Here is a 19,214-nt window from a genome sequence, read left to right as displayed (position 1 = left end):
TCACTGAACAGGTCGTCGAAATCGTCGACCCCCTCCAGGCTTCCCGGCGGCTGAGAGCTCATGCTGTGCTGGTGTCCTTTCTCTTCTCTGGTGATCTGGTCGGCTGGGTTCTCAGCGGGCCGCTTCGCGGTCAGCCGGGGGCTGACAGGCGTCGGCACGGTCATCCGAGGTCGGGACGATCTTGCCCTCGGGGGTGATCTGGCAGAACGGCAGGAGCGTCATCGCGACCTCCTGGCCGGCGATGGCGGCGGCGTCGGCGCTCGCGACGGCGACGATCACCTGGATCTCGTCGGCGGCCTGGTCGTTCTCCTCCTGCGCCCCGGCGATGTCCTCGTTGGCGCCTGCGACGCCCTTGGCCGCGTCCTCGCCGCCGATGGCGATGACCTTGGCGTAGGTCGCCGTCCCGCCGCTGTTGGTGCTCGAGGCGATCACGTCCACGACCGCGCCCTCGTCCACGGCGCCGACGAGCGAGCCCGGAAGGTTCGTCGTGACCCCGACCAGGCGCTCATCTCCCGAGACGATCTGGAGGCCCTTGTTCGGGTCGGCCGTCACGACGCTCGCGTCGATCGGCAGGCCGGAGCGCAGCCCCGACACCGAGTAGAGCTTCTTCGCGCCGTCCTCGGTCAGCTCGTTCGCACGAGCGACGCTGAGGAAGGCACTGAGGGCGGGGTCCTCGTTCACCTCGATCTCGACGAGGTCGTCGAGGGAGACCTCGCGGAAAGCCGGGATGTCACCGGAGGGAACCAGCAGCGCCACCTTGGTCGGCTGCGCCGAGATCAGCGCGATCGCGATCAGGATTCCGGTCGCGACCATGCCGGCCACACCGAGTAGAACGGTGACGTTGGGCTTTCGCGTGCTCCGTGCCATGTGCTTGTGAGTCCTCCGGTTCAGGGTCGATGCCGAGGCTACGTGCCAGCCGCTCAGCCCCGTTGGTTTCTCCGCACTGCCCAGGGTCCAGCCCAGACGTGTGGCTAGGCGACGCTTACGCGGTTCGCGACCTCGCACTTGTTAGACTGAGATCAGTGCCCGTGCTGCGTCTCAAGGTCCAGGTCCGCCGCCCTGACAGGATGAGTCTCTTCCTCGGTGAGGAGTACTGGCGCGCGGCCACCTTCGACACCATCTCAGTGCTCGGGATCCAGGGTGGGGAGATGACCGACGAACAGGTCGCCGTGTTGTCTGAGAGCCTCGATGTCCGCGACGCCTTCGACGTCGCTGCGCGCGCCCTCTCGTTCCGGTCGCGTACCACCAAGCAGCTGGAGGAGCGACTGCGCTCCCGCGGCTTCAGCCCCGAAGCGATCGCCGGAGCGATCGCACGTCTCGGGCAGATCGGCGCGATCGACGATGACGAGACCGCCCGCGCCCGCGCCGAGGTGCTCCGGGATCGCCGCAAGGGGCCTGTCGTCGCCCGGCGCGAGATGACGATGCTCGGCATCGACCGCGAGCGCGGAGAGGAGATCGTCGCCGAGGTCTTCCCCCAAGAGGGCCGCCTACCACTCGCGATCGCCTGTCGCGGGACGATCGCCGGCTCGATCACACGTCCGGAGCGCCAGCGTCTTGCCGCTCGCCTGACACGCTCGGGCCACGAGCACGACGTCGTCGCAGCCGCCCTCGCCGAGATCCCCGCAGCCGAGGATGAGGCGTCGGACTCTGACGAGGCCCGGCAGGAGCGCCCGCGGTGGTCACAGCAGGAGATCGCCGATCAGCTGGGTCGCCGCTACCCGACGGCGCTGAAGGACCGCAAGGCTCTCAACCGGGCGGTCTCCTGGTTCGCCCGCCGTGGCGTCGCGATCGGAGCCGTGCTCGAGGTCGTCCGCGCCCTCGAGGAGGGGACGCTAGAACTCCGAAAGTAGGCTGGGGTGCAGGTCGGAAGGGTGGAGACCGCGGGCGGGGACCTTGTGATCGCGGCCGTCATCGAACAACATGAACGACAGCCCGGCCCAGGGGTTCAGGCAGACATGCCCGTGTGAGACCCACCGGGAGCGTTCCCAGGGATCCGACCCCGAGTCGATCTCCCGGCGAAGATCAGCCAGCTCGGCGAGGAGGAAACCGTCGGCGCCGGCGGCGACGAGCTCGGCGTGGTGGTTCGCTGAGGATCCGGTCCGCTGCTCGGGCTCCTCGTCCTCGGGCTGGTCGGCGGCCATGTCGAAAGCGATGAGGCGCATCAGCGAGCTCGTGGACACCAGCGTCACCGCAAGCTGACCATCGCGGTCCAGGCACGGGTAGAAGTCCACCCCGAGCTCGCGCAGCCGGGTCTCGCTGAGGCCAGTCCAGGCGATGATCTTCTCGGCCTGCCAGTACTTGCACCAGCGGCGAAGACCAAGGACCCGGGCGCGATACATGATGGCCGTCTCGGTGTGGGAGAGGTGGAAGGCGATCTCCTCGAGGTGGCGGCGAGTGCGGGCATCGACGCCGAAGTGGCGACGCAGGTATTCATCCCCCTCGCGCGTGAAGACGGTGGTGGCCGGGTCCTCCCGGAGAGTGAGTCGCTCGGCCGCGAACGCCGGCGCCTGGCGTTCTGAGCCGGACCCCGCGATCTGCTCCTGGTGTGAGCGGGTGACTCCCAGGCGGTTGGCGAGGTTGTAGAGCTGCTCCAGCGAATCGAGACCGAGGCGGCGCTGTAGGGCGATCTTGTCGGCGCGGGTCACGCAGAGGTGATACTGGTCGGTGACCATCCGCTTCTGGGCGTCGGTGTAGACCGGGCGACCCGGCTGTCGAGTGGCTGATCTGGTTGCAGGCAAGGGCGTGCTCATCGCTCGTTTCAGAGTGTAGATCCGCGCACACAAGCCCATCTCTCATCGCTTAGGGGACGAGATCAGTCCTCGCTCGGGCCGCTGGCGCCGGATCGATTACAGATTCGGGCAGCCCTCGGCGGCCCGCCGCACTCTCGCCTGTGTGCTCGGCAAGACACATGTTGCGTTCGGTGCGCTCTTCTGGGCAGGCGGGGCCCCGCTGGTGGGAGACCAGCTCGGGATGTCAGTCGGGCCCACAGGGATGATCGGGGGCCTGGCGATCGCGGCCGTCGCGAGCGTGCTTCCCGACATCGACCACCCCAACGCGCTCGTGACCAAGGGCTACATCCCCGGCAGCGGCGCCTTCGGCTGGCCGGCCCGCCTGCTCGGGCAGATCATCTCGGTCCCTCCTCGGATCGTCGGCATGCTCGCCCGATCGGTCATGGGCCACCGAGGGGGCACCCACTCGATCGTCTTCATGCTCCTGTGGACCTTCGGGGCCCTGCCGGTCTACGCCCTGTTCGCTGGTCTTGTCGCCTGGCTCGCCAGCGGCCTTCTGTCGGTCACCCCGCTCGGCTTCGATCCTGGTGTCGTCTGGGAGTGGGAGAAGGAGAACCTCCCGGCCTTCATGCCGCTGGTGATGCTGGCGGTGTTCCTCGGCTACCTGTCGCATCTGGTCAGCGACAGCCTCAACCAGGTGCCGGTGCCGTGGTTCTGGCCGGCGAAGAAGAAGCTCTTCTTCCTGCCCAAGCCCTTCCGGATCCAGGTGAGCTCTCCCGGTGAGTGGCTCGTGCGGATGCTCGTCGTGCTCCTGCTGATCGTCGTCGCCTTCGGGACGATCGTCCGGCCCGTCTACGAGGGGCTCCGAGATGAGGCCTCCGGGCGCACCTCCGCGGACGTTCCTGCTCTCGTCCAGGGTCCGCCGCCCGCACTGAGATAGGGGGTCGTGATGCGTCGTGAGTGTCCGCTTTGTGACCCCCAGATCGTGCCGGCGAAGCTCTATCGCCACTGCTTCAGCGCCTACGGCGGCGAGGTGAAGAGGGACATGTATGAGCGCGCGGCCGGCCGTGTCGCCGCAGTCCTCGAGAAGAGGGCCGGCCTGACGGTCGCGCCCAGGGTGATCTGGATGCACTTCAGGTACCACAGGCGCCCCCAGCCCTCGCCGGCGGAGACGATGACCCCGACGCGAGCCGAGTTCGTCCTCAGCGGCCTCTCTGAGCGCCAGAAGGAGATCGTGATCACGGTCGCCCGGCTCGAGATGATCTCGGGAGTGCAGCTGCGCCGGCTGATGTACGATGACCACCTCTCGACGCCCGAGGCGGCCCAGGCCTCATCGGCGCGGGACCTGCGGGTGCTCTACTTCCGCCACCTCGTCTACCGCTCCTACGCCGAGCCCGAGAGGGTCGCCCTGGGGCCGGGCCAGAACCTGAGGATGCTCACCTTGATGAGCCCGGCGCGCCACTGCCTGCCGTTCATCGAGGAGAGCGAGGGCTTCCGGCCCCCGGTCGTCTGGAGCGAGAGCCACCTGGACCAGCACCGGACCCGCCGGATCCTTGAGGCCAACGAGCACCTGCTCGGCCTGATCGAGGCCGCCCGTGCCGGCCCGATCGAGATCGGCGGTTCACGCGCCCTCATCACGATCAGGACGGCGAACTGGTTCGGGCCGACCCAGAGCGAGATCTGGTTCCGCAACGCGGTCTCGAGGAAGGTCTCCCAGGTGCGGCCTGAGGCGACGGTCGGGGTCAGCCTCGTCGTCCCCGATCGCGGGGTGAGCGCCCTTCTCCCCTTCTACTACGCCTGGGACCCGGGGTGGAGATCCGTGGAGCGGCTGGCGGAGGAGATCCACGCCTACGGCGCCCTGCGCCTTGCGCGGGCCTCCGGGCGCAGGTTCCCTGAACTCGAGGACCAGACCCCACTCCTGGTGGTCGTGCACCGCGACGCCCGTCGTATGGCGGCGGTTGCCGATGCCCTGCGGGACCGCTGCAGGTCCCTGAGCCCCCAGGAGCGGCCTCTGGTCGCCTCGACCGATCAGACCTCGCTGCGCGCCGGCGGCTGGAGCGAGCCGGTCTTCAGCGACCCACTCGACGAGCAGGCCCCGAGGCGATCGCTGATCGCGTCGCTTGCGAGCGCCGTCCCTCCACGCGTGACCAAGGGGCGCCTCGACGGCGCCTCGAACCTCGCGTGCCGGCCTCGAGAGCTACCGAGACCGACACACCGTCAGTTGCGCGAGCTCAAGCGGCTCGCCGCCGCCTGAGGATCGCTCAGGCCGACGCCCGCGCGAAGGCGGGATCGGGATGTGCGCCGGCGATCGCGTCGTCCTCCGCAGCGGCCGCGTCGGCCTCGGACGCGCTCTCGCGCTTGAGGGTGGCGGCGGAGGCTGGCTCCTCGTGGAACTCGTCCTCCATGCTGGTCACGGAGTCGCTCTTGCCATCGCCGGAGATGCCGTCGCGGAAATCGCGGATCCCCCGGCCGAGGTTCCTGCCCAGATCAGGGAGGCGCTTCGGTCCGAAGACGAGGAGGGCGATCGCGAGGACGATCATGATCTGGACGGGTGAGATGTCGAACATGGTGGAGAGACCTTTCGTCGAGGTGAGCACGGGGACCCCGGTGCCCTCGGGGTCCCCGTCAGTGAGCCCGCGTCGGGGCTACTCGGCGATGAAGCCGCCGGCGACCGCGAGGACCTGCTTCATGTCGCGGGCGGGGTCGAACGCCACCGGAGCGGGGTTCATGCCGGCGATGAAGCGGATCCAGGCGGCGTGGCGCGCCTCGATCGAGTGGATCGCGAGGGCGGCCTGGATGACCGGCACCTGCTTGAGCCGCGGGCCCTGGCCGGCGTAGGCCGAGACGCCCAGATCCTCGACGGCGATCGCCGTCTTGACGAAGGCCTTCTGGCTGCGGACCGTGGCACCGAAGTCGAACTTCGGCTTGGCGACGGCCTTGGAGCCGAGCACCTTCTTGAGGGCCTTGACGTGGGCTGCCTCGTGGGCACCGGCGACCGCGGCGAAGCGGGCGACGTCGCCACGAAGGCCGGCCCAGGTGCGCGCCTGGGCGTAGAACGCGGTCTCGAGGTACTCGAGGGTGAGCGCGTAGTTCAGGATGTCCACGTCCTGGGACTTGGACGGGGCGCCGAGGGCGAGGGCGGGAAGGCCGCCGAAGACCACGCCGCCGGCGACGAGCGAACCGCCGCCGATGGCCGCCTTGCGGAAGAAGTCCGAGCGAGTGCCGCCCGGGTCTCCATCAGCCGCGTAGGCCGCCTCTTCGATCGCGCCGTTCGGGTCGAGCTCGCGCAGTGTGAGCGTGTCAGACAAAGATGCCTCCTTGGGGGGTTGGTGACTTATACGAATCACCAGGCCGTAGGGGTCACCCTCTCTGATATGTGAGTCAGGCTGCGACCGGGGTCCTGGACGCGTCGCGTGCCACGACATCCCGGTAGACCAGGGCGAACAGGCTCCGGTCGACCCGGCCATGGACGACGGGGACCGACTCGCTCAGGCAGATCCCCCACGCCTCGTCGGTCGACAGACCGAAGCGCGTCGCGAGATCCTCAAGCGTCAGGTGGTTGCCGCGGGTGTGAGCCACTGCCGTCTCCTCATGCGTCGTTACCATCGGATGATGGGCCCGTGCGCATCGGTGCGGCAGTGGCTCAGCGGCCGCCCCTCAGTAGATCAGCTCCCAGCGATCACCGACCCAGTCGAACGCGATCGCGAAACGGCTGTAGGTGAGCTCGTCGCGCTCCTCCTGCCCCTCCCACTCGATCTCGACGGTGCCGCCTCCATCGGAGACGACCTTGCCCTTGGTGCGCGAGTGCGGGGTGAAGACCACATCGGCAACATTCGGGTACGTGCGGAACATCGGTACTACTCCCTCGACGGGGTGGATACGGATGGAGTCCCTGTGAACCAGCGGACTGCGTCGAGGATGGCGGCGCCTGAGCGCCGATCGCTTACTTCTTGCGTTCTGTCAGTGACACGGCGCCCAACGCTCTCAGATCGCCAGATCGTCCTCGGGGGACGGCGTGAACAGGATGTCGCGCTCGCGCCGGCGGCCGTCGATTAGCCGGGTCATCAGTTCGTGCCAGCGCGGCAGGTGCTCGGCCAGCGCGCTCATCAGGATCTCGGCCCGGCGGGCATCCAGGCCGTCGCGGATGCCGATCAGCTCCTGCGCGATCCCCGGATCGATGGCGCGGGTCTCCAGGTCGCGCAGCAGGGCGGTGAGCGACTTGTGAAGCAGGTCTCCCCGGCCGTTCTCGAGCCAGCGGGGGAAGTAGCGGCGCCAGGCGCCGTTGATGATCTGCTCCGCGGTGAGCTCGCGCTCGAGCCGTTGGCGGCTGGCCATGAACACCGGTGCCGCGTCGGCGCCGAGCAGCCCTTCGGCGATCAGCGAGAGCAGGCCATCATCCATCTGCGGCTCATAGAGCCGGGCGAAGAACTCGACCGCGCGTGGGGTCGGCTGGGGCACGACGGCCGCGGGGAGACCGCGAGGGCCGGTTGTCAGCTGATCGGGTGAAAGGCGGACGAAGTCGATGACGTCCTCCTCGAGGGCCTGGCGCCGCGCCCATGTGTGCCAGGCCGCAGGGTCGAAGCCGAAGGGGACGTGGAGCATCCGGTCGATCATCGCCTGGTCGAGGTCCGTCACGTCGTAGCCGGGCTCCGGCGGGTTGCACGCGCAGACGATCTGCCATCCCTCGGGGAGGACGTAGCCGGACTGGCTGATCTGGCCTTCTCCGATCAGCTCGAAGAGCCCGGAGATGACATCGCGGTCGGCACGGTTGAGCTCGTCGATCAGCAGGATCCCGTCAGGACGGACGACGGCGACGTCATCTGCCGCTGGGAGGAAGGACGGCGGCGAATAGTGGGTCGTGTTCGTCTCGGGGTCCCGGAAGCTCGTGCCGAGGAGATCTCCGCGGCCCGTGTCGTGGGCCGGGTGGTAGACCCGGAACTCGAGAGCCCGGGAGCGGGCGTACTCGGCGATGATCTGGGTCTTCCCCACACCGCGTTCGCCCCAGACGCAGATCGGCAGGACACGGTTGGAGGCCAGGCGGTGCTGGCGGGCCCAATCGAGGAGCTGGAAGAGGAGCGGCGGGCCGCACAACGGGACCATGGCCCCAATCCTCTGGCGCGCATGGGGTCTCGGCTCGGTTCTCTGACGGTACGACCCGAGAAGGGTCGGTTCAGGCCTCCGGCGCCGGCCGCTTCTCGGGGCGGAGCGGGGACCGCGCCGGGCGAGTAGGAGGCGGGGTCCGGGGCTCAGGCCGGGTCGATCGCATGCGCATCCCGAGTTTCACCCCGCCGCTGGAGCTGAGGGTCTGCTCGCGTCGCTCGATGTCCTCCCGCTGACGGGAGATCACCTGATCGCGCTCGTACAAGCCGATCGCCCGCCGAAGGAGGTCCAGGCGCCGGAGACGCTCCGGGCCGGCGTCCGCGCCGGTGACCGGGCTCTCACCGAGCCCATGGGCCGCGGCATAGGTGGGATCCTCGATCCAGGAACTCAGAGAGCGGAGTGCGAACGCCGAGGCCGGGTCCTCGAGGTTGCGGGCGATCAGCACCGAGGCCAGGTCGCCGATCCATTCCCGGTCGCTTGCATCAGCGACGAGTGCGAGGAACCGCTCGATCTCATCGAGGGCCCACTCACGTCCGTTGTCGCGCGCTTCGGCGATCGGGTCTGTCATGGCTGCTCATCCTGGCAGACGCATGAGGCAGCGCGCCAGATTCACCGGCAGGCGAGAAAGAGCGGGACCGGCATCCGGATCACCCAGAGTGTGCGCATGCAGATCGCCATCTTCATCTTCGCCCTGATGACAATGATCATCCTCCACGAGTGCGGGCACTTCGTCGCCGCCAAGCTCTGTGGAATGCGGGTCGAGAAGTTCTTCCTCTTCTTCGGCCGGCCGCTGATCTCCAAGACGATCGGTGAGACCCAGTACGGGATCGGCTGGCTGCCCGCGGGCGGTTTCGTGAAGATCAGCGGGATGACCCGGGATGAGGAGATCCCGGAGGAGCTGCGCGGCAAGGCCTACTACGCGGCCCCGACCTGGAAGCGCCTGGTGGTGATCTTCGCCGGCCCCGCGGTCAACATCGTCTGCGCCTTCGCCCTCTTCTTCGCGTTCTACATGGACGGGGTCCCCCGCGTCGAGAACCGGATCGCCGAGGTGACCCCCGCCAGCGCCGCGGCGAGCGTCGGCATCATGGAGGGGGACCTTCTGATCGCCGTCAACGAGGCACAGGTGTCCGGCAACGACCCTCGCAGCCTCCAGCAGGAGCTGGTCGAGAGCGCCGGGGCCGAGGCGACCATCACGATCCTTCGCGATGGCAGTGAGCGCAGCCTCGATGTGGTCCTTGATGGAGGGGAGGGCCAGCCCGCTCTCGGCGTCGTCTTCGCTACGAGGAACCAGTCGCTCGGCTTCACGAGGTCCCTCAGCGCCTCCGGGCTGACGATGATCGAGCAGACGAAGATCATCGGTGCCTCGATGGCCGAGCTCCTCCACTCATCCGAGGCTCGTGAGCAGCTGACGACGATCGTCGGCATCACCGCCTACTACGAAGAGGCCGAGATCCTCGGGCTCGCCCTCTTCTACATCGCCTCGATCAGCTTCCTGCTCGGGCTCTTCAACCTGATCCCCCTCCTGCCACTCGACGGCGGCCACATCGTCATCGCCGTCGTCGAGAAGGTGCGCGGGGGTCCGTTCTCCGCCCGTGTCTACACGGGCGCCGCGCTGGTCGGGATCGCGATCATGATGCTCGGGATGGTGTTCGGCATCAGCAACGACATCGGCCGGATCACCGGAGAGGGCTTCCAGCTCGAGTAGGGCTGCAGCAGGGCCTTGTCGTCGTAGCGTGATGGGTATGACGACGCAGATCCTGATCGGTCTCATCCTCGCTGGCGCCGCGGTCTGGGCGTGGGGCCAGGGGACGCACCTTCGGGCGGTCGGCCTTGGCGCCCTCGCCCTCGTGCTCGCGCTCCCTGAGGCCTCAGCCACGGGCGCGCAGAACCTCGGCTCCGCCCTCGCCACCGAGAGCGCGAGCTCCCTCATCACCCTCGCCATCATCGCCGCCGGCCTCGCCACCATGCTCGGCTGGCGACCGCGAAAGCGCGCCAAGGCACCCGCGTCCACTCGCCGGTCCCAGTAGGCACCGGCTGAGGCTCCCAGGGGCCTCTCAGGACTTGCGGCGTCGCCGTGAGAAGAAGTCTCCGAGGGGATCGCGGAACCGCTCGTGATCCGCCTCGTCCTCCTCGACCTGGTACTCGTTCGCCCGGCGCTCGGGATCCCACGGCTGGCTCACATGCACCTCCGTCCCCGGACGGACTCGCACGGTCAGCTCGAGCGGCGGCTGGAGGTCAGGGGCCGAGGCCAGGACCGGAGGGACGTCCGGCGTCAACGGCTCGAGCGTCGGAGCGGCGACCGGGATCGGCTCGACGGCCACGTCCTCTGGGGCCGCGAGACGTGTCGGCTGGAGGATGGGCGTCCGCTCGGAGATGAGCGCCTCCGGCTCCGGCGGGCTCACCTCCTCGGGCTCGCGGGCGATGATCTCCTCCGGCTCGGCCGCGACGACGGGGGCCTCCTCCTCGGGCTCGGGTGAGACGAGGTCGGCCGGCTCGGCCGCGGGAAGCGCGTCGAGGGACGGGAGGGCGGTCTCATCGCTCCAGACCTCGGGCTCCGGGAGCTCGAGGACGATCGGCTCCTGGATCTCCTGCGCACCCGCCTCATCGACAGGGGCGAGATCGGACATCGGCTCACCCGGCTGCTCGTCGACCTCCTCGACAACCGAATCGTCCCGGCGGCGGGGCCCGAACAGGCGGCTCCACAGACCCCGACGCCGGCGACCGGCGACCGCGACTTCATCTTCGCCCTCCCGGTCCTCGGCACTGGTGTTCGGCTCGTCCTCCTGGTCCTCGGCGTCGTCCTCGGCGTCCAGCTCAGGCTCGTGCTCGGCGTCGGCGTCGGCGTCGGCATATGCCTCGGCATCGGCGGCGGGCTCGGCGTTGAGGTCGCGGAGCGACTCCTCGATCTCAACCGGCACGGCAGGCGTGGCCGCGAGCGCGCGTCGGCGCCGCAGGCCGCGCCGTCGGCGCGGGACGATTGCGTCCTCGTCGGCGGGCTCCTCACCCTCGTCGTCTGAGAACTCGGCGTCGATCGCTCCGGGTGCGGGTTCCTCGAGCGGCTCGTCGACGTCGCCTTCGGGGGCATCGACGAAGTCCAGATCGATGATCTGCTCCTCGGCGCCGGTCAGCTCCTCATAGGGAACGGGCGTCAGGTCGACCTCGGGGAGACCAGTCCCATCCGGCTGCTGCGGGTCGTCGAGGGGGGAGGCCTCGTGAGACTCATCGGCCGGCTCATCGAGGACCGGGGCATCGTCCTCCTGCGCGACGGCACGGGATCCGAACGGCCACCACCAACGCCGCCGCCGCACCACCCTCACAGGCACCCTGTCCGTGTCCGGCACTCCGAGATCGGCGTCGGCCTCCTCCGCCGGGCTCTCGTCGGCCTTGATCAGATCCTCCTCCAGGAAGACCTCGGGCTCGGGGAGAACGATCTCCTCCTCCCCAGGGCTGACCTCGGGCTCGATGAAGACCTCGGGCTCGGGGAGAACGATCTCCTGCTCGAGCTCAGGCTCCTCGGTGATCTCACCCTCGGAGGGCGGGGCCTCATCAAGGTCGCCCACGGCGTCTGCGGAGGCCCGCGACCCGGCCTCGTCCTCATCGCTCCCATCCGAGGGCCCGTAACCACCCGGATCGGCGACCGCGGGAACGTCTCCGGGTGTGATGTCGAACCCCTCGTCCGCAGCGTCGTCGTGCGCGTCCTCCACCTCGGCGGCCTGGGTCGCCACCGCCGAGCCCCAGAGGGCCGGCGGAGCTTCGGGGAGCGCGATCGTGACCGGCTCCGGACGCCCGAAGGGCCGGGAGACGAGGTCGAAGTCGACCCCCTCATCGAACAGAGAATGGGTGATCTCGCCGCTTCCCGAGCGGTGCTTGTGACGATAGGCGCCGATCCGGGCCTCCAGGCGCACGGCGCGTCCGGTCGTCTGCGCCAGAGGTCCTGCGATCTCGATCAGCTCGGAACCCTTCATGGCGAGCTCGGGGATGTCGCAGCGCCTCAGAACCGAGGCGAGCGCGCCGTCCTCCTGCGTGCCCTCGGTGCAGCCCCGGTCGTTCGCCACGACCAGCGCGTCGAGGTCTGCAGCTGCGACGATGACGGAGCTCCACCGCCGGTGCACGACGCCAAGGAGGGAGCCGAAGTGCTTGCCCGGGTGGACGCCCGCCGCGTCGAGGACCGTACCCACGGGATGGCACGCGCCCCGCAGGCGCTGGCGCCGCTGCGATTCCGCACCGACACCCGCCAGCAGTCGCTTCCAGAGGACGCTGCGCTCCATGGGGTCCATGTCCCATGTGAGAGCCCGGCTGATGATGATCGTCGGCGAGTCCGAGGATCCGAGGATCATGGCACTCGGCGCGCCGGACCCCTTGATCAGAACGGGGATGTCATCGCGGCCGAGTGCTGCCAGCTCCTGCGTCATCCAGGCGGGTGCCGGCTGGGTGTCACGGATCCAGGTCCGGAGCAGAAGCCGATCGGCGAGGAGTGACACCATCGCGATCGCCGCGAGAAGGACGAGCCAGGCGACAGCGAGGAGCGGGATCAGCAGACCCAACAGGATCATCGGCAGGACGGCGATCACACCGAGAAGCAGGCGCGCGCGCATCACCGGTGAGACCCGGCGGCTCTTGAGGGCACTCGTGGTGTTGCGTCGCAGCTTCAGCGTGTTGTCCTTTGGCGCCGCTTGCCACCCGCCTTGGCGGTGTTGTGACGGCGCAGAAAATCGTAGCTCCCGAGCACGACGCGGGGGTGATCCTCCAGACCGAGCCGGATGATCTCCCACGGGTAGGGGCGCCCGGGTCTCACCTCGAGCAGGCAGACCCGCTGATCATCGATCCGCAGACGTGAGTTGGTCGAGCCGCTGTTCGCATACCCCGGAGCCTTGAAGGTGGGGATGTAGAGCGTGCGGACCATCTCACTGACCGTCGCAGGCAGCGGCGGCGGCGCTGGCAGGCGCCAGCCCTCGCGCGCCATCCAGGTGTTGATCTCCTCATCACGCTTGCGTGAGTTGCAGGAGGGGCAGGCGAGCCGCAGATTCTCCGCGTGATGGCCCCCGTGCCGAGATCGGGCGTCGACATGCTCGAGAGTGGCAGCGGTCGGCACCTTGCAGTAGATGCAGCGCATGCCGTCCCGGGCGGCGACGATGGAGCGGAGCGCCATCCAGACATCAGTCGCCATCCGCCGAGTCTCGGCCCGGGGTCAAGGTGGGAGGGTGTTTCTCCCTGTTACCGAGGCAGGGACTCCCGCCCGCGGGCTCAGGCGCCCGGGCGGCGCCGGCCATGGATCAGGGGGTGAGGTCCTTGCCGTCGGCGTCGAGGCCGAGGAACTCCGGGTCTGACCCCTGGGCGATCAGGGCCGCGGCCATCTGCGGGCCCGTCAGGTCCTCGACGCTCAACGTCCGCACGTTTCCGCTCGAGTCGCCCGTGGTGATCTCGTCGGCGATCGCCACGAGGTCCTCGGGCAGCGGCTCATCCTCGCGGAGGATCTCGATCTGGATGATCTGACGAACCAGGCGTCGGGGCACGCGGGTCCTTTCGTTGTCGAAGCCGGCAAGGCAGCCGGTCTCTCACATCCAAGATACGGCGAGCCGTCCATGGTGCAGGGCGGGCGCCGGTGCGCGCATCGGTCGGCGCGCAGGGCCGCTGGTGCGATCGACCGGCGCCGCCTTCGATTCCGGTAAGGACAGCCGTCCAGCGTCGGAGATCGCCGGAATGGGACTCACCTCTCCTGCGCCCGGGAAGGCCCGGCCCCTGGGGGGCGCGCCTTGCAGTTACGCTTGGGATCAGTCCCGAGGAGGTGATGTGCGCGTGGATGATGATCTGAACTCGATGGCTGACGCGTTCGCGTCCTCTCGGAGAGAGGCGGAGCGGGCCCGCAACCAGAGCGCGCAGCGCGAGTCTGAGGAATGGGCGGCCCTGGAACGGTCTCTCAGCGAGCTCGCACATCGTGTGGCGATGGCCGCCTCGGTGGCCGGGGTGCGCGGGGAGACCACCACGGAGATGGTTCAACCCCAGAGGACCGGGTGGCTGGGGCGCCGGCCGCCGCCGGTCGCGGTGGAACGCCAACTGGGTACGTGGAAGGTGCCGTTCGGCTCAGGGGGAGCTCTTCGGTTCGGGACCGTCGCGTTCGCATCCGGCCTCTTCTTCTGCGTGTATGAACAGAGGACCGAGCTCAGCGAAGGCATTGATGCGACCACCCGGAAGGCGCTGCGTGAGGTCAGTCTCCAGGAACTGAGTCAGAGGGGCGGAGCCCACCGCTCGCGCCAGACCAGGATCGAGGTGTCGGACCTCTCAGTGAGGGACACGCTGGCCACCTTCATGTCGCGGCACGACATCCGCATCTGAGGACCGGAACAGGCCTTCTTCCTACCCCGAGGCCAGGCGCCGGCCGAGGCCCTTTCCCTGCTGGCGAAGCCTGGTGGGGCGACCAGCCCGCGGCGTCCCCTTTCCGGCGGGGCGGCAGGTTCGGCCCCGATGCGAGCGCACACGGCGCAAAGGCGGGAAAGAAGCTCTGCTGTCCACCAAAAAGAAGGAAATTAGCGCATGCGCTGGTTTGCTACTTTATCCGGCCATGAGCGCAAACCTTCGCCGGGACAAGGCCCTTGCGGCCATCGCCGCAGTGGCCGCAGGTGGGAAGCCGGACGACCTCGAATCCGAGCTGGTCGATTTCAAAGAGGAATCCGGCACGGTCGACCGCAACGGCGTTCGGGTGGCGATCTCGCCACGACACGAACCGGCGGCACAAGCTCTGGCGGGCGAGGTCGCCTGCTTCGCGAACACCGATAGTGGAGGCGTTCTCGTCGTCGGCGTCAACGACCGAGCCACCGGGCCAGCCGCGTTCGTCGGGACGTACCTGGATGTCGAGTGGCTGCGCAAACGCATCCACGCCCTCACCCAGCCGAACTTCTCGATCGACGAGATCGAGGTCGTCCACGAGCACGGCGCGCGGCTCTACCTGATCAACGTCGCCCCCGCGCTCGAGGAGATCCGGGTCGGCGGCAAGCTGCGGACCCGATTCGGAAAGGACTGCGTCGAGCTCACCGGCGACCAGGCGCGCGAGTTCCTCGAGCGCCGGCGCGGATACGACTGGTCCGGCGAGCCCTCGGGGCTGCGGCTGTCCTCCGCGACCGAGGAGGCCCTCAAATCGGCTCGCGCCCACTACCGCGCCGCACGCAGCACCGCGCCGCCGAGCGATCAGGAGTTGGCGCGGCGCATGGGGGTTACGCTGGGCTCCCCCGACGACGCCGATCCCGAGCTGAATCGCGCCGGCGCGCTGCTGCTCTGCCCCTTCGAGCCGAACGTCGAGCAGCTGCGTGTCCTGATCACGGTGAACGAGAGCGCCCCCTCGCGCGACAGTCTGCGGGGAGCCGCGCCGCTCCTGCCGCTGTTCGATAAGGCGTTGGCGCTCATCGACAGCGCCTTCCCGGCGACCTTCCGTTTCCAGGGGGCTCATCGCGTCGAGACACGGCCCGTCAGCGAGAGGGCCCTCCGTGAGGCGCTCGTCAACGCCCTGGTGCACCGCGACTACCGCCTGCCCCGCTCCACCGTCGTCGCCACCGCGGTCGGCGATCCCGCTGACCTGTTCAAGGTCCGGTCCCCGGGAGGCTTTCCGAGTGGGGTTCCCGCGGATCGGCTCATCTCCACCCCGTCGAACCCGAGGAACCCGGCCCTCACGAACGCGTCGCGCGTCCTCGGTCTCGCCGAGGGTGAGGGGATCGGGATCGACGCCATGTACGAGGTGATGCTCCGCGACGGCCACCCCGCCCCCTCGATCGCAGAAGACGGTGGCGATGTCGTGGTGCTCCTGAGCGGAGGGAACCCGAATCTCGTCCTCCGTTCCTTCTTCGACGACCTCTATCGCACCGCCGGCCTGCGCCCGGGAGAAGAGGACGTCCGGATCACGATCGCCATCAGCCTGCTGCTCGAGCAGTCGGTTCTCCGGCCAGAGCAGCTCGCAGGCGCGGCGCAGTGCACCGTCGACGAGGCGTTCCTCACCCTCGAGCAACTCGAGCGGCTCGGGGCCCTCACGAGACTCGTGAACCGGGCGCGTTCATTCCGTCTCAGCGAGACAGCTCGCGCACGCCTCGCAGGGCAGCTGTCCTACCGCTCACACAAGGCGATCGAGAATCACAAGGCACTCGTGATCGCCTACCTCGACGCCAACCCCGAGATCGGTCGCGACGACGCTGCGGACCTCCTCGGCGTCGCCCCGATCACAGCCACGGGGATCCTCGCGAAGCTGCGCGATGCGCAGGTCATCACCCCCGTCGCAAACAGCCGGGGCGCCGGGGTCCGATACCGAAAGGTCTGAACGGGAGGACTCCGGGTCGCCTGCCCTGCCGGGGGCAGGCTCCTGATCAGGGAGGTTCACCGGGCCCCTCATCCAGATGCGGGCCTCTCGCGCGAAGATGCCCTCGGAGGAAAGAGGGGGTTAGCGGGTCAATGCGCGCCCGGAATGGAGCAAGGGCAGCCCGTAAGGCGCCTCCCACGGAGGAAAGGCGCAGTTAGCGGCGCCAAGCGCCACGGCGTACCGACAAAAGACGCTCCGCCGAAGGCAATAAAGAAGCAAACGAACGCATGCTCCCGTTTGCGACTTTCTCCGTCAGTCAGGTCAGGCTTCAAGGAGTTGGAAGATGCCGAAGATCGGCAGGTAGAGCGCGATTACGATTGATCCCACGATCAGGCCGATCAGGATCACCATCACCGGCTCGATCAGGGAGGCGATGTTCTTCATCGCGATGTCGACCTCTTCCTCGTAGTACTCGGCGCACTTGAGCAGCATCTCGTCGAGCGCACCGGTCTCCTCCCCCACTTGGACCATGCGGGTCACAAGGGATGGGAAGGCCGGTGAGTCGTCGAGGGCGCTGTAGATCGTCGAGCCGACGGCGACCCGCTGGCGGGCCTCGTCGGCCGCTTCCTCGATCAGGACGTTGCCAGCGGTCTCGCGGACGATGTCGAAGGCGGTGAGGATCGGGACGCCCGACTTGATCAGTGTCGCGAGCGTGCGCGTGAACCGTGCCATCGAGATCTTCTGGACCAGGCTGCCGATCTTCAGGGGCGCCTTCAGGCGGAACGCATCCCAGGCGCGGCGGCCCTCAGGGGTACCGATGAAGCGGCGCCAGAACGAGCGCAGGATCATGAAGACGACGTACAGGAGCGCCACCCGACCGAAGATCGCGACGATCTGGGGCACCCCGACGAAGGCGCTCGGGAAGTCGTGGTCGTAGAAGAAGGTGATCAGACTCACCCCGCCGGGTATCGCGACGAGGGGACTGGTCGTCAGGAAGGCCGGCTCGAACTGGAACAGGTAGAGCAGCCCGCCGAGGAACAGGCCGACCGATGCTCCGAGGCCGAAGGCCGGCATCGGGGGGAGCCGGAAACGGCGGAAGGCGAACAGGATCATGGCGAAGGCGGCGGCCAGGATCAGGATCACGATCGCGGGGACCACCGGCAGGAGCTTGCCGTCCGGTGGCACGAGAACCTGGCTGAGTGAGATCACGACCTTGGTCGGGATGGGCAGGTCGCCGCCGAGGGACGAGAACAGGCTCCGGAAGCGCGGCACGACGAAGACGAGCAGCAGGACGAGGACCATCACCGCGACCCCGAGGATGATCAGCGGGTACCGCATCGCTGCCTTGATCTGCTTCTGGAGACGGGAGGCCTGCTCGAGCTGGAGCGCCAGCTGGGACAGCGACTCGTCCAGCGTTCCCGAGTTCTCGCCGGCGTCGACCATCGAGATGAAGAGCGATGAGAAGACGTCGGGGTGCTTGCGCAGCGCCTCCGCCAGCTGCTGACCGGACTCGACCTGGTCGATGACATCGCGGACAACGTCCTTGAAGCGGGCGTTCTCGATCTGCTTCTCGAGGATGTTCAGGGCCTGGAGGATCGCGACGCCCGCGTCGATCAGGGTCGCCATCTGACGGGTGAAGAGGACCAGCTGGTCCTGGGGCACCCGCCGGCGCCGTGAGAGCAGGTCCTCGATCTTGATCGGCTCCTTCACCGGCGCGATCTTCGAGGCGAAGATGCCGTTGGTGCGAAGCTGCTCGAGTGCCGCCTGCTCGTCCGGCGCCTCGACTCGGCCGTTGCGCCGGGCGCCATCCTCGTTCTGGCCCTTGTAGACGAACAGGGGCACTACGAGCCGCCCATGCTGACACCGGCCCCGACCTCGGGCGAATCATCACCGCCGCGCCCGCGCCGGCTCCTCTTCTGGGCGGGCGCGGGCGCGGCCGTCTGGTTGGCGCTGGCGATCAGCTTGTCGAACTCGGCAGGGTCCTGCGCCCTCTCGCGGGCGACCTGCTCGTCGGCCCGGCCGGAGATGACCAGGTCCGCGAGGGACTTGTCCATGGTCTGCATGCCGATCCCGGCCTGGGTCTGCATGGTCGAGCGGATCTGCGACGGCTTGTGGCCGCGGATCAGATGCCGCACCGCCGGCGTCATCACGAGGACCTCGTGCGCGGCGCAGCGGCCCCTCATGTCGGCGGTGGGAAGAAGTGCCTGGCACATGATCGCGGCGAGTGAGTTCGAGAGCTGGGTTCGGATCTGGTCCTGCTGGGCGGAGGGGAAGACGTCGATGACGCGGTCGATCGTCGCCTCCGCCGAGCGGGTGTGGAGGGTGCCGAAGACGAGGTGGCCGGTCTCGGCTGCGGTGATCGCGATCTCGATCGTCTCGAGGTCTCGCATCTCGCCGACGAGGATCACATCCGGGTCCTGGCGCAGTGCAGCGCGCAGACCGCGCGCGAACGAGTGCATGTCCTTGCCGACCTCGCGCTGGCGGATGACCGCCTTGGCCGGCTGGTGGATGAACTCGACCGGGTCCTCGAGGGTGAGGATGCTGACCGGACGGGTCTCGTTGATGCGGCGGATCACCGCCGCGAGGCTGGTGCTCTTGCCCGAGCCGGTCGGCCCGGTGACAAGCACGAGACCGCGCTGGAGCTCCGCCATCCTGTTCATCACCTCGGGGAGTCCGATCTCCTCGGGCAAGGGGATGACCTCCGGGATCTTCCGGAGGACGGCCGAGAGCATGCCCCTCTCGAAGAAGACGTTGACGCGGAAGCGCGCCTGTCCCTCGAGGGCGTAGGCGAGGTCGAGCTCCTTCTCCTGGCGCAGCGTCTCGATCTTGGCGGACGACTGGGTCTGTGTCAGCAGGCCTCGGAAGAGCTCCTTCATGGCGTCCGCGTCGATCACATGGCGGGCGTGGACGGGGATCAGGTCCCCCTTGACCCGCAGCATCGCCGGCTGTCCGACTCGAAGGTGGAGGTCGGAGGCGTCCTGATCGACCATCTCCTGCAGGAGCTGATCGATGTTGTATGGGTATTCGATGGCCATTAGCGCCCGATGATGCGCTAGCGCAACAGGGCGGGCATGGAAGTTCGCCACGGCCCAAACACCGATTCACTC

General features: G+C 68.5%; 20 protein-coding genes. 7 read left to right on the top strand and 13 right to left on the bottom strand.

Annotated elements, in window-relative coordinates:
• Positions 1 to 111: 111 nt before the first annotated feature.
• Positions 112 to 867 carry a hypothetical protein gene (locus IU369_RS22920; RefSeq protein WP_217924757.1) on the bottom strand — a complete coding sequence of 252 codons (756 nt, stop codon included), beginning with the start codon at positions 865 to 867 and terminating at the stop codon, positions 112 to 114.
• 155 nt (positions 868 to 1,022) lie between these two features.
• Here IU369_RS22920 and IU369_RS22915 point away from each other — a divergent pair, with 155 nt between their 5' ends.
• The gene (locus IU369_RS22915; protein ID WP_217924756.1) at positions 1,023 to 1,850 is read left to right on the top strand and encodes a regulatory protein RecX; all 828 of its coding nucleotides are present in this window, start codon (positions 1,023 to 1,025) and stop codon (positions 1,848 to 1,850) included.
• On the opposite strand, the gene IU369_RS22910 is transcribed toward IU369_RS22915, so the two are convergent.
• Entirely contained in the window at positions 1,833 to 2,645 is an 813-nt protein-coding gene (locus IU369_RS22910) for a hypothetical protein (RefSeq protein WP_217924755.1), read from the bottom strand. The genes IU369_RS22915 and IU369_RS22910 overlap by 18 nt on opposite strands.
• Positions 2,646 to 2,892: 247 nt before the next feature.
• Here IU369_RS22910 and IU369_RS22905 point away from each other — a divergent pair, with 247 nt between their 5' ends.
• Together IU369_RS22905 and IU369_RS22900 are read left to right on the top strand one after the other, a co-directional pair.
• Positions 2,893 to 3,669, top strand: coding sequence for a metal-dependent hydrolase (locus IU369_RS22905; RefSeq protein WP_217924754.1), 777 nt, complete (start codon positions 2,893 to 2,895; stop codon positions 3,667 to 3,669).
• A gap of 45 nt (positions 3,670 to 3,714) precedes the next feature.
• Complete coding sequence (locus IU369_RS22900; protein ID WP_217924753.1) at positions 3,715 to 4,983, top strand: hypothetical protein; 1,269 nt, start codon at positions 3,715 to 3,717, stop codon at positions 4,981 to 4,983.
• 7 nt (positions 4,984 to 4,990) lie between these two features.
• On the opposite strand, the gene IU369_RS22895 is transcribed toward IU369_RS22900, so the two are convergent.
• The 6 genes from IU369_RS22895 to IU369_RS22870 all read right to left on the bottom strand — a co-directional run bounded on the left by IU369_RS22895 (position 4,991) and on the right by IU369_RS22870 (position 8,397).
• Entirely contained in the window at positions 4,991 to 5,296 is a 306-nt protein-coding gene (locus tag IU369_RS22895) for a Sec-independent protein translocase subunit TatA/TatB (protein WP_217924752.1), read from the bottom strand.
• A 78-nt stretch (positions 5,297 to 5,374) separates the two neighbouring features.
• Positions 5,375 to 6,037, bottom strand: coding sequence for a ferritin-like domain-containing protein (locus IU369_RS22890; protein WP_217924751.1), 663 nt, complete (start codon positions 6,035 to 6,037; stop codon positions 5,375 to 5,377).
• A gap of 73 nt (positions 6,038 to 6,110) precedes the next feature.
• Positions 6,111 to 6,308: a hypothetical protein gene (locus tag IU369_RS22885; RefSeq protein ID WP_217924750.1), complete on the bottom strand. Its 198-nt coding sequence runs from the start codon at positions 6,306 to 6,308 to the stop codon at positions 6,111 to 6,113.
• 78 nt (positions 6,309 to 6,386) lie between these two features.
• On the bottom strand, positions 6,387 to 6,551 hold the full coding sequence (locus IU369_RS22880) for a hypothetical protein (protein WP_217924749.1): 165 nt from the start codon (positions 6,549 to 6,551) through the stop codon (positions 6,387 to 6,389).
• Positions 6,552 to 6,713: 162 nt separating this feature from the next.
• On the bottom strand, positions 6,714 to 7,829 hold the full coding sequence (locus tag IU369_RS22875; RefSeq protein WP_217924748.1) for an AAA family ATPase: 1,116 nt from the start codon (positions 7,827 to 7,829) through the stop codon (positions 6,714 to 6,716).
• Positions 7,830 to 7,899: 70 nt separating this feature from the next.
• Positions 7,900 to 8,397 carry a hypothetical protein gene (locus tag IU369_RS22870; RefSeq protein ID WP_217924747.1) on the bottom strand — a complete coding sequence of 166 codons (498 nt, stop codon included), beginning with the start codon at positions 8,395 to 8,397 and terminating at the stop codon, positions 7,900 to 7,902.
• Between the two features lie 96 nt (positions 8,398 to 8,493).
• Here IU369_RS22870 and IU369_RS22865 point away from each other — a divergent pair, with 96 nt between their 5' ends.
• Positions 8,494 to 9,534: a M50 family metallopeptidase gene (locus tag IU369_RS22865; RefSeq protein ID WP_217924746.1), complete on the top strand. Its 1,041-nt coding sequence runs from the start codon at positions 8,494 to 8,496 to the stop codon at positions 9,532 to 9,534.
• Positions 9,535 to 9,571: 37 nt separating this feature from the next.
• Positions 9,572 to 9,856: a hypothetical protein gene (locus IU369_RS22860; protein WP_217924745.1), complete on the top strand. Its 285-nt coding sequence runs from the start codon at positions 9,572 to 9,574 to the stop codon at positions 9,854 to 9,856.
• A gap of 27 nt (positions 9,857 to 9,883) precedes the next feature.
• Here IU369_RS22860 and IU369_RS22855 read toward each other — a convergent pair whose 3' ends face one another.
• The 3 genes from IU369_RS22855 to IU369_RS22845 form a co-directional block, all read right to left on the bottom strand.
• A complete protein-coding gene (locus IU369_RS22855; RefSeq protein WP_217924744.1) occupies positions 9,884 to 12,400 on the bottom strand; it encodes a hypothetical protein in 2,517 nt (838 codons plus the stop codon).
• Positions 12,401 to 12,477: 77 nt separating this feature from the next.
• Positions 12,478 to 12,996 (bottom strand): HNH endonuclease, encoded by a 519-nt coding sequence (locus tag IU369_RS22850; RefSeq protein ID WP_217924743.1) that lies wholly within the window; start codon positions 12,994 to 12,996, stop codon positions 12,478 to 12,480.
• Positions 12,997 to 13,102: 106 nt separating this feature from the next.
• Complete coding sequence (locus IU369_RS22845) at positions 13,103 to 13,342, bottom strand: hypothetical protein (RefSeq protein WP_217924742.1); 240 nt, start codon at positions 13,340 to 13,342, stop codon at positions 13,103 to 13,105.
• A 283-nt stretch (positions 13,343 to 13,625) separates the two neighbouring features.
• On the opposite strand from IU369_RS22845, the gene IU369_RS22840 reads away from it, so the two are divergent.
• Positions 13,626 to 14,162: a hypothetical protein gene (locus IU369_RS22840; protein WP_217924741.1), complete on the top strand. Its 537-nt coding sequence runs from the start codon at positions 13,626 to 13,628 to the stop codon at positions 14,160 to 14,162.
• A gap of 226 nt (positions 14,163 to 14,388) precedes the next feature.
• On the top strand, positions 14,389 to 16,128 hold the full coding sequence (locus IU369_RS22835; protein ID WP_217924740.1) for an ATP-binding protein: 1,740 nt from the start codon (positions 14,389 to 14,391) through the stop codon (positions 16,126 to 16,128).
• A gap of 300 nt (positions 16,129 to 16,428) precedes the next feature.
• On the opposite strand, the gene IU369_RS22830 is transcribed toward IU369_RS22835, so the two are convergent.
• Both IU369_RS22830 and IU369_RS22825 read right to left on the bottom strand, forming a co-directional pair.
• Positions 16,429 to 17,949, bottom strand: coding sequence for a type II secretion system F family protein (locus IU369_RS22830; RefSeq protein ID WP_217924739.1), 1,521 nt, complete (start codon positions 17,947 to 17,949; stop codon positions 16,429 to 16,431).
• Positions 17,949 to 19,142: a type IV pilus twitching motility protein PilT gene (locus tag IU369_RS22825; RefSeq protein WP_217924738.1), complete on the bottom strand. Its 1,194-nt coding sequence runs from the start codon at positions 19,140 to 19,142 to the stop codon at positions 17,949 to 17,951. Before IU369_RS22825 ends, IU369_RS22830 begins: the two co-directional genes overlap by 1 nt.
• Positions 19,143 to 19,214 lie beyond the last annotated feature (72 nt).

The organism is Miltoncostaea oceani (genome assembly GCF_018141545.1).
In the GTDB taxonomy this organism is placed as follows: Bacteria; Actinomycetota; Thermoleophilia; order Miltoncostaeales; family Miltoncostaeaceae; genus Miltoncostaea; species Miltoncostaea oceani.
Note: the sequence above shows the minus strand (reverse complement) of the source record. Positions and strands in the feature narration are given on the sequence as shown.